At 62.3% G+C, this 8,945-nt stretch carries 8 protein-coding genes; 4 read left to right on the top strand and 4 right to left on the bottom strand.

The window, feature by feature from the left end:
- Positions 1-178: 178 nt before the first annotated feature.
- Positions 179-1,600 carry an aspartate ammonia-lyase gene (locus tag DN412_RS41285; protein ID WP_115216783.1) on the bottom strand — a complete coding sequence of 474 codons (1,422 nt, stop codon included), beginning with the start codon at positions 1,598-1,600 and terminating at the stop codon, positions 179-181.
- Positions 1,601-2,353: 753 nt separating this feature from the next.
- Here DN412_RS41285 and DN412_RS41275 point away from each other — a divergent pair.
- Complete coding sequence (locus DN412_RS41275) at positions 2,354-3,457, top strand: porin (RefSeq protein ID WP_115216781.1); 1,104 nt, start codon at positions 2,354-2,356, stop codon at positions 3,455-3,457.
- A gap of 243 nt (positions 3,458-3,700) precedes the next feature.
- Here DN412_RS41275 and DN412_RS41270 read toward each other — a convergent pair whose 3' ends face one another.
- Together DN412_RS41270 and DN412_RS41265 are read right to left on the bottom strand one after the other, a co-directional pair.
- A complete protein-coding gene (locus DN412_RS41270) occupies positions 3,701-4,543 on the bottom strand; it encodes a universal stress protein (protein WP_115216780.1) in 843 nt (280 codons plus the stop codon).
- Between the two features lie 32 nt (positions 4,544-4,575).
- Complete coding sequence (locus tag DN412_RS41265; protein ID WP_115216779.1) at positions 4,576-5,412, bottom strand: universal stress protein; 837 nt, start codon at positions 5,410-5,412, stop codon at positions 4,576-4,578.
- Between the two features lie 318 nt (positions 5,413-5,730).
- Between DN412_RS41265 and DN412_RS41260 the strand changes: the two genes are divergently transcribed.
- The 3 genes from DN412_RS41260 (at position 5,731) to DN412_RS41250 (ending at position 8,210) form a co-directional block, all read left to right on the top strand.
- Positions 5,731-6,186 (top strand): universal stress protein, encoded by a 456-nt coding sequence (locus DN412_RS41260; RefSeq protein WP_078196293.1) that lies wholly within the window; start codon positions 5,731-5,733, stop codon positions 6,184-6,186.
- 20 nt (positions 6,187-6,206) lie between these two features.
- Positions 6,207-7,220, top strand: coding sequence for a zinc-dependent alcohol dehydrogenase family protein (locus DN412_RS41255; RefSeq protein WP_115216778.1), 1,014 nt, complete (start codon positions 6,207-6,209; stop codon positions 7,218-7,220).
- A gap of 81 nt (positions 7,221-7,301) precedes the next feature.
- A complete protein-coding gene (locus tag DN412_RS41250) occupies positions 7,302-8,210 on the top strand; it encodes a TolC family protein (protein ID WP_115216777.1) in 909 nt (302 codons plus the stop codon).
- 140 nt (positions 8,211-8,350) lie between these two features.
- Here DN412_RS41250 and DN412_RS41245 read toward each other — a convergent pair whose 3' ends face one another.
- On the bottom strand, positions 8,351-8,830 hold the full coding sequence (locus tag DN412_RS41245; RefSeq protein WP_115216776.1) for an isochorismatase family protein: 480 nt from the start codon (positions 8,828-8,830) through the stop codon (positions 8,351-8,353).
- Positions 8,831-8,945: the final 115 nt, after the last annotated feature.

Below are 8,945 nucleotides of genomic sequence, written 5' to 3'. Positions count from 1 at the left end.
TACTGTCCTCTGGCGCGGCTTCCTCGTTTTGCACGAAATCACCGAAATGTATCGGATCTTCCAGAAAAACGAGTAAGCCGCCGGAAGTTGTGGGTAAAGGCAAGCCCATAAATGGGAGAGGGGCGCAAACACTCGCAGTGGCAGCTTTGTCAGCCGTCTCTACTCCGCCTCTTTGCTATCAGGCCTTGGCTACCGCCCGAGGCGCCACCATGTTCTCCGGGCGGAGGATCTCGGCCAGAAGCTCATTGCTAATGAGCTGCTCTGATTGCACGAGCTCCACAACGGTGCGACCTGTTTCCTGAGCTAGCCTTGCGATCCGCGTGGCATTCTCATATCCGATGTACGGATTGAGCGCTGTCACAATGCCAATCGACCGCTGAACGAGCGCGGAACACTGATCCGGATTCGCGGTAATGCCCTCGATGCATTCGCGGTCCAGCATACGCACCGCACGATCGAGTAGCCGGATGGAGTCATAGAGCTTGTATGCAATGAGGGGCTCCATGGCATTCAGCTGCAACTGACCAGCCTCGGCCGCCAGGGTAAGCGCGGCATCATTGCCTGCAATTTCATAAGCCACCTGGTTCATCGCCTCCGGAATGACCGGATTGACTTTGCCGGGCATGATCGAGCTACCAGGCTGGCGCGGAGGAAGGTTGATTTCCCCAAGGCCAGCCCGGGGACCGCTCGACAGCAAACGCAAGTCATTGCTGATTTTCGAGAGCCTCATGGCGGTCTTCTTGATCAGGCCTGAAAGCAGTACGAAGTCGCCCATGTCCGATGTTGCCGCAATGAGGTTGGCTGCGGAACGAATCGGAAAGCCGGAGAGCGCTGCCAGCTCCTCGATGGCGATCGCCTGATAGCGCGGGTCGGCGTTGATGCCGGTGCCGATCGCCGTACCACCGAGATTAACGGCGCATAGCGCAGCAGGGATGAGCGAGCGAAGCTGCTCGAGGTCCGCGGATACGGTGTCAGCCATGGCCCGGAACTCCTGTCCAAGCGTCATGGGAACCGCATCCTGGAGCTGGGTGCGGCCCATCTTCAGGATGCCGTCGAACTGCTCCGCCTTGCTCGCCAGGGTCGCCGCGAGGTGGCTGAGGCTCTCCAATAGCGGGAGATGAGCAAGCAGCAGGCCCACGCGGATGGCGCTCGGATACGCATCATTAGTCGATTGCGACATATTGACGTCGTTGTTGGGATGGAGGTGCCTGTAATCGCCCTTTTCTTGTCCCAGGTGTTCCAGTGCACGGTTGGCAAGCACTTCATTGACATTCATGTTAGAGGAGGTGCCCGCGCCGCCCTGGATCATGTCAACGACAAACTCGTCATGTAACGCACCGTCAATGACTTCCGCGCATGCGTTTGCAATCGCAGCATGCTTGGCCCCATCCAGCAGGCCGATTCTGTGATTGGCATTGGCGGCCGCATGCTTGACAAGGGCCAGTGCTTTGACAAATTCTGCATACTCGCCAATCCGGCGGCCGGATAGATGAAAATTCTCCTTTGCTCGCAGTGTTTGAACGCCGTAGTACAAGGTGTTATCGAGGTTTCGGACGCCCAGGAAGTCTTTCTCCTGGCGAGTGGATTGAAGTGTGGTCATGGTGTGGCTGAAGTGCTGAGCTGTTGAAATTACGGCGCGGCAGTCATGCTGCGTGGCCCAAGCTTAAGAGCAGTCGCATCGACGATGGTGCCGATCGCAGCGCACCTCACCGCAGTGAATTGCGTTTTGCCGCAGCGTACGAGCAGATAGTTGGGCCGCCTCAAATGGATCGAGCGGTCAAGTCAGTGCGCATGGTCACGATCTGCGCAAGGCGTTCCCCACACTCCTCGCAGAATTTTCCTCCCGCAGGGTTGTCGAACCCTGCATTTTGTGCAGCTAACATCACCTTCTGACAGTCCACTCAATGTTAGTCAGAGGCGCAGAGGATCACGGCGCGCAAGAAAAAATACGTGCGTTTTGCCGCTAAGCGGCGATACAAAGACCAAACTAAAAGTGGGTCTTCCCACGCTTCCAGCCAGGTAGCATCCTCGCCGACTTTGGCCGCATGGGCCGCTGCCTGTTCGAGCCAAGGCGCATACGCTCTGGGAACGACTAGCATCGTCATACCCAGTCCGTCCATCACACGCAGGGCGTGCGCATCCAGAAAAAAGCACGAATGTTCGTTACTCAAGCACGGAACGATTGGTTGCTTTCCGCTCTCTCTCCTGGTTGTTTCATCACAACAAAGAACCGTTCCTAAGTATCGTTAACCGAGCGCTGGCACATAATACAAAATAGACGTGAACGGAGAGCGTCGGCCAAGCAGTCGCGATATCCCAAAGGTTCCAATCATCAGCTGACAAGGAAAGTGTTATGAAGATGAAATGGATTGCCACCGTCGCTGCACTAGCCGCTGGTGGCGCGTATGCTCAGTCGAGCGTGACGCTGTATGGGATCGTCGACGCCGGTATCGAATATCAAAATAACCAGCCTGGAGGCAGCCACAGCGTGACCCGCCTGACCTCGGGCAACCTGTCCGGCAGCCGTTGGGGCTTGCGTGGTGTGGAGGATCTGGGCGGTGGCCTGAAGGCCGTCTTCGTGCTGGAAAGCGGTTTCAACCTCGACACCGGCACCTCGGCCCAAGGCGGCCGTCTGTTCGGCCGTAACGCTTACGTCGGTTTGCAAAGCCAGTGGGGCGCCCTCACCCTGGGTCGTCAACAGACCCCACTCTATGACTTCGGTCTGCAGTTCGACCCGATGGGCATCGCCACGAACTACTCGATCATTGGCCAGGACGCAGGCTTTACCAGCCGAGCTGACAACTCGGTCAAGTATGTCGGCACTTTCCGCAGCCTGACCGCCAGAGCCCTGTACAGCTTCGGCTCGAACACCGGTGCCGGCTCTTTTGGTGAAGTCCCCGGCAGCCCCAAGATTGGCCAAGAGTACAGTGCCGGCCTGACCTACGCAGCCGGTCAGTTAGCCGTCGGAGGTGTCTACGATGAAACCAACCTCGGCCTGGCCTCGACCGGTGCCCTGACGGGTGCCAAGATCCGTCGCGCCACCCTGGCTGGTTCGTACGCCTTCGGCCCGGCCAAGATGTACGCTGGTTATCGTTGGGCCCAGGCTCTCGACGGCGCCACGCTGCCGGGCAACCTCGGTGCTAACAACGTCTCGAACCTGTACTGGCTGGGTCTGGGCTATCAGATCATCCCGGCGCTCTCGCTGACCGGCGTTGCCTACTACCAAGACTTTCGCGGTACCAAGGCTGATCCGTGGAGCTTCGTGGCATCGGTTGACTACACGCTGTCCAAGCGCACCGATGCATACCTGAACGTGGGCTACACCAAGAACAAGGATGGTTCGAACCTGGGTCTGACCGCGGGCGGTTCCGGCGCGATCCAAGGCAGCGGCTTCGGCACGGTTAGCGGCTCGGAGAACCAGTTCGGCGCGGTCGTTGGTATCCGTCACAAGTTCTAAACTGCCGCGAGCGCAAGCCCGCCTTTCGCTTCAACTTAGTTTGGACACGTAACGCCGGCATTCGCGCGGCACCAGGGTTTTGTGCTGGTGCAGCATTACCCGCTTATCGGGACTGTCCAACGTGACATTACGAGGATACTTATCGTAATTGCTGGACCGTGAAGCGAGCCTTTGCGTTTCTAGCCGCTCGTTGAGTCTGGCCGGAAGCAGCTCTCTGCTGGCCTCATCTGATCACGCGTCACCTCAGTGCGACATGAAGACTGGCAAGCCTGTCTGGCGCAGCAGGGCGCGGGTGGTGCCACCCAGCACGAGCTCCCTCAGCCGGGAGCGGCCATAGCCGCCGGCGACCAGCAGGTTGGCCTGTACCTTGCCCGCAAGCTGTGGCAGAACGTGGTCGGGGTCGCCCTCTCCGACCAGCAGATTGGCATGGATGCCATGGCTGACCAGCCATGCTGTCAGCCGATCCGCGCTGTCACGGTAGGCCGCTTGCTCGACGACAGCGCCGTGCCGGCCTTCGCAGACCACCAGGACGGAAACCGCGCTGGCATGCGCCAGCCACGGCATTGCGTCCGCAACCGCCCGCACAGCCTCGCGGCCGCCGTTCCATGCAATGGCGACATGGCCACCGGTTCGCGGGACAGTCGCCCCCGGCACCAGCAGGATGGGCCGGCCGGCATTGAGCAACGCATACTCCGCAACCCCGGCCAGCAGAGGCGGCACATCGGCCTGCGCCGACGGCGGTGCGGGCAGGATGAGATCGGCGTAACGGCCCGCGTCGGCAAGCGCCCAGCCAGACTCGGCGTCGACAACGATGTGCCGGGTGGGAATGGCCGGCGACACTTGCCTGGTCAGTGTGTCGAGTGCTTCCTTGTGACCGGCGGCCAGTTTGTGCAAATGGCTCGCGGCAAGCACGGCGTATTGCCCGGCCTCTTTGCCTGCTCCGCGAAACGGTTCCAGGTGTGTTCCTGTTGCAGTCAGTCCGACCACGCTGCCGCCAAACCTTGTGGCAAGGCGTGCCGCCGTTTCAATGCGCGCCGACCGTGCAGCATCTTCGCTGAGGTCGACAAGGATGGTTCTGAAATCCATGACGTAATTCCGTTCTTTGGTTTGCCTTTGCATCAGCGTGAAAACAGCACCGGTACCGTCATCGAGTCCAGAAGCGTGTGCGTGACGCCGCCAAGCACCAGTTCGCGCATGCGGCCGTGTCCGTAGGCACCCATCACGATCAGGTCGGCATTGAAATCCGCCGCGCGAGAAAGGATGAGCTCACCGATGGTCAGGTCAGCCCCACCGGGACCGTGTTCGATTTCCACGGCCACGCCGTGGCGCTCCAGCACGCGTGCGGCGTGGCCGACGGGCGTGGCGTCGTCTCTTGCCTCCTTGGCTGCAGTCTGTGCGCAAAGAATGCGGGCCTGCGCGCCGGCCATCAGCGGCACGGCGTCGTGCAGCGCCCGCGCCGCCTCGCGGCTGCCATTCCACGCAACGATAACCCGCGTGCCCAGCGTTGGAAACGTGCCCGCGCACGGCACGACGAGCGTCGGTCGGCCGGTCTCCAGCAGCAGCGATTCCAGTAGCTGTCGGGCCACCGGGCCTTCGGTGTTGTCAGCGGCATACTGGCCGGCAACAACCAGGCCGGCCTCACGGGCCTCGCGCAGCACGCCTGCCACGGCCCCCCGCTCCGCAGCGCGCCACTCCGCGCGCACTGGCCACGCCTGGGTTGCCGCCAGAAACTGCGCCCGAACGTCTTCCCTGACCTGCTTGCGCCGGGCCAGATCGTCCGCAACATACTGCTGCGCGCCGTCCAAGAGGTAGAACCAGGCAGGGTCGGGAATGAAACCGGCGTACATGCCGATCAGCCGGCACTGGCTGGCCGCCGCAACGCGCCCCGCCACTTCGAGCCGCTGCCGTGCCTGTGGATTGCTGTCCAGATGAACCAGGATGCTGTCATAAGCCATGATCGCCCTCTCGCTCAAGTACAAACCAGTCTAGGCAGCAAGGCAGACCGGCGCTTGACCCGGGTCAACGGGCCTGCCCTGCGGCGACACAGCTCACGTATCGCCACGCCTGCGCGGCGCAGGCCGGTGCGGGAAAAGAGATATGCGGAGCTCTCAAGTCTTGTGGTCATCACTCCGGCCCTGGCTGCGATCAAGAACTGGCCACGCCAGCCGCTACGGGTTGATGCATGTCAAGCGCGTATCGACGCCGGCGTCTACGCTGAATGCAACGCATCGCGACATCGACCTCGCATATCCCTGCCCCTCCGGAGACCCATCATGTACCAGCGCATCCTGCTCGCCGTCGATGGCAGCCGTTCTTCGGACCTGGCACTGAGCCAGGCCATCATCATCGCCAGGGCAACCGGGGCCGAGGTCAAGGCGTTGTTCGTGGTGGACGACAGCGATGTCTTCTTCGAGGCTAGTTACTTCAACCCCAAGGAACTGGTCGACAACATCACCGCGCACGGCCGCAAGGCGCTGGATGCTGCCGCTGCCAGGCTCAGCGAGGCGGGCGTGCGGAATTCTGTGCAACTGGACAAAAAGCCGGTGTCGCCCGGCCGGATCTCGTTGACCATTGTCACCGACGCCGATGCGTGGAATGCCGACCTAATCGTGCTTGGCACCCACGGCCGCCGCGGCGTCAGGCGCCTGCTGATGGGCAGCGTGTCGGAAGGCGTACTTGCCAAGACCAGCAAGCCCGTGCTTCTGGTCCGCAGTGAAGTCGAAGGTTAGCGGCACCGCGGCGCCACGCCATGCCCCACCAAACCATGCGCGCAATGGTCTTCGAGGGCGCAGGCCTGCCGCTGCGCTTTCACAATTTGCCGGTTGCCGACCCGGGGCCCGGCGAACTTCGCATCGCCGTGGCCGCTTGCGGGGTGTGCCGGACCGACCTGCATATCGCCGACGGCGACCTGCGCCATCCCAAGCCGGTGCTCATCCCGGGGCATGAAGTCGTCGGACAGGTTGATGCGTGCAGCGCCGGTGTCACCGCCTTCAAGCCGGGCGACCGCGTGGGTGTGCCATGGCTCGGACATACCTGTGGCCGTTGTCGCTACTGCCTGCGTCATCACGAAAACCTCTGCGATGCGCCGCTGTTCACCGGCTATACCCGCGATGGCGGCTATGCTGAGTATGTTGTCGCGGACAGCAGCTATTGCTTCCGGATTCCGCCCGGCTACGACGACGAACACGCCGCGCCACTACTCTGCGCCGGCCTGATCGGCTACCGGACGCTGCGCATGGCGGGCGCAGCCAGCCATGCGCACCGCGTCGGCATCTACGGCTTCGGCGCCGCCGCCCACCTGGTAACACAGATCGCGGTGGCACAAGGCCGCGAAGTCTACGCCTTCACCCGCGCAGGCGATGCAGGCGCCCAGCAACTCGCATACCAGACCGGCGCGTGCTGGGCCGGATCGAGCGACCTCCAGTCGCCCGTGCCGCTGGACGCCGCGCTGATTTTCGCTCCGGTGGGTGCGCTGGTTCCCAAAGCGCTGCGCGACGTGGATAAGGGTGGCATCGTTGTCTGTGGCGGGATTCATATGAGCGATATCCCAGCCATGCCATACCAGTTGCTTTGGGAAGAAAGGCACCTGTGTTCCGTAGCCAACCTCACGCGCGCCGACGGCATCGCGCTGATGGATATCGCCGCCCGGACCCCGCTGCATACACACACCACCGCCTATCCGTTGGAGCAGGCCAATCAGGCGCTGGCCGACCTGCGCGAGGGTCGCCTTACCGGTGCCGCGGTCCTGAAAATCCGTCAATAGTTCCTCGGCAGACATATCAAGGAGCCGCTACCAGACACGATTTCAGGCGCGTGAGCATGCCGGCTCGGCCGGGATTTCGAAGTGGCGCTGACTGCCAGCGTTGCCACTGCCTATATGCAACTGCGGGGACTCCAGCGCCAGCGCGCCATTGTGGAGGAGAACATTGCCGTGCGGGTCGATACGGTCCATCTGACGCAAGTGCGGTACCGGGCCGGACTGGCCACGGACCTGGACGTGGCTCGTGCGCAAACGCAGTTGCAGCGGACCCAGGCTTCAGTACCCGACGTTCAGAGGCGGATCGACAATGAATTGGGAACCCTGGCCGTGCTCACCGGCGACCCGCCCGAATCGATCGACCGGGCGCTGTTGTCGGCCGCGCCGATCCCCCCGGCACCGCCGGCGTTGCCTCGGCAGGCGCCCGCGGAGTTGCTCGAGAGGCGCCCCGATCTGCGCCAGGCCGCACGCCGCATCGACGTGGCCGTGGCCAACCTCGGTGTGGCGAAAACAGACTTGCTGCCGAAGTTCACGCTATCTTTCGGCGACGCGATTGATCGCCTGGCCTACCGTGGCATGCCGGCCGTGACCGACAATCTGTTTACCCTCGGGCTGGGCATATTCTGGCCTCTGTTCAATGCCGGTCGCATCCACGCCAACATCGACGCCCAGGATGCAGCGCTGCAGCAGGCGCGATACGCATTCGACCAGACCTTGCTCAATGCGCTGCAGGATGTAGAGGTAGCGTACACCGATGTGCGCGCGCAGCGGGAGCGCGGCGCGCGCCTAAGCCTGGCGCTTGATTCGGCGCAGCGCTCGTCGACTCTGGCGCAGGATCTGTACAACGCCGGCGAGGCTGATTTCCTCTCGGTGCTCGACGCCCACACCCAGGTCCTGGACACACAAAGTGAGCTGGTGCAGGCCCAGACCGATGCCGCAGTAAGCGCGGTTTCGCTCTACCGGGCGCTCGGCGGTAGCTGGCAGGACACCCCCTGAAATGCAAAACGAGGCTCTGGTGACAATAGAGAGAGCGAAGGAGGCGTAGGGCGCGTTTGGTTCAGATTACGCGCGTGCCAGTACCAACCCGCTGATGCCGCCCCCTTCCGTGGTGGATGATGCATGACCGATACGAACGCTCATGTCGGCTTGATCATGTCACGCGCATATGCGAGGCCCGTGCCATACCCACCACCATGCNCACCGCAGGCATCGGCAACCACGAAGACTTGATATCCCTCGGACAGCGCTGAAAGCACCGGGAAGCTCACGCAGGCCTCCGTCAGCATGCCCGCGATGATCAGCGTACGCTTTCCGGTAGCAGTAATCGCGTCGCGGACCGCATCGTCTTCCCAAAGGTTCATGTTGCGGCGTTCAATCGGCGTGACGTTTGGCAGCACTTCCCGAAAAGCCGGCATCAATGGGCCGCTGTAGACCTTCGAGGCCGAAGTGGAGACCACAACCGGCAAGTCAAAGGCGACCGCCGTCTTCGCGACCGCAAGGCCATTACTGCGCAGAATCTGGGGGTCTTGAGAACCCGCGGCGAACGCAAGGCCCGCCTGTTCATCAACGAGGATCAATGCACAATCCGCGGGTTCGAGCAACGGTAGTTTGGACATGGGAATTCTCCTGTTCATTTGAGGCCGCGATCTTGCTTCAAGCCGCGGTCTGCCACCAATCCGCCCACCGCCAGCGAGCCGGCGAGGATGCCGAGAGAGGATGACGTATGGGCAT

Origin of the sequence: Cupriavidus lacunae, assembly GCF_003353055.1 — a bacterium.
Classification (GTDB): domain Bacteria; phylum Pseudomonadota; class Gammaproteobacteria; order Burkholderiales; family Burkholderiaceae; genus Cupriavidus; species Cupriavidus lacunae.
Note: the sequence above shows the minus strand (reverse complement) of the source record. Positions and strands in the feature narration are given on the sequence as shown.

What these genes read in the sequence shown, in the direction of transcription:
- DN412_RS41265 (WP_115216779.1), bottom strand. Translation starts at nt 5,412, where the DNA reads ATGGCTTATGACAGCATCCTGGTTCATCTGGACAGCAATCCACAGGCA.
- DN412_RS41260 (WP_078196293.1), top strand. Translation starts at nt 5,731, where the DNA reads ATGTACCAGCGCATCCTGCTCGCCGTCGATGGCAGCCGTTCTTCGGAC.
- DN412_RS41255 (WP_115216778.1), top strand. Translation starts at nt 6,207, where the DNA reads ATGCCCCACCAAACCATGCGCGCAATGGTCTTCGAGGGCGCAGGCCTG.
- DN412_RS41275 (WP_115216781.1), top strand. Translation starts at nt 2,354, where the DNA reads ATGAAGATGAAATGGATTGCCACCGTCGCTGCACTAGCCGCTGGTGGC.
- DN412_RS41285 (WP_115216783.1), bottom strand. Translation starts at nt 1,600, where the DNA reads ATGACCACACTTCAATCCACTCGCCAGGAGAAAGACTTCCTGGGCGTC.
- DN412_RS41270 (WP_115216780.1), bottom strand. Translation starts at nt 4,543, where the DNA reads ATGGATTTCAGAACCATCCTTGTCGACCTCAGCGAAGATGCTGCACGG.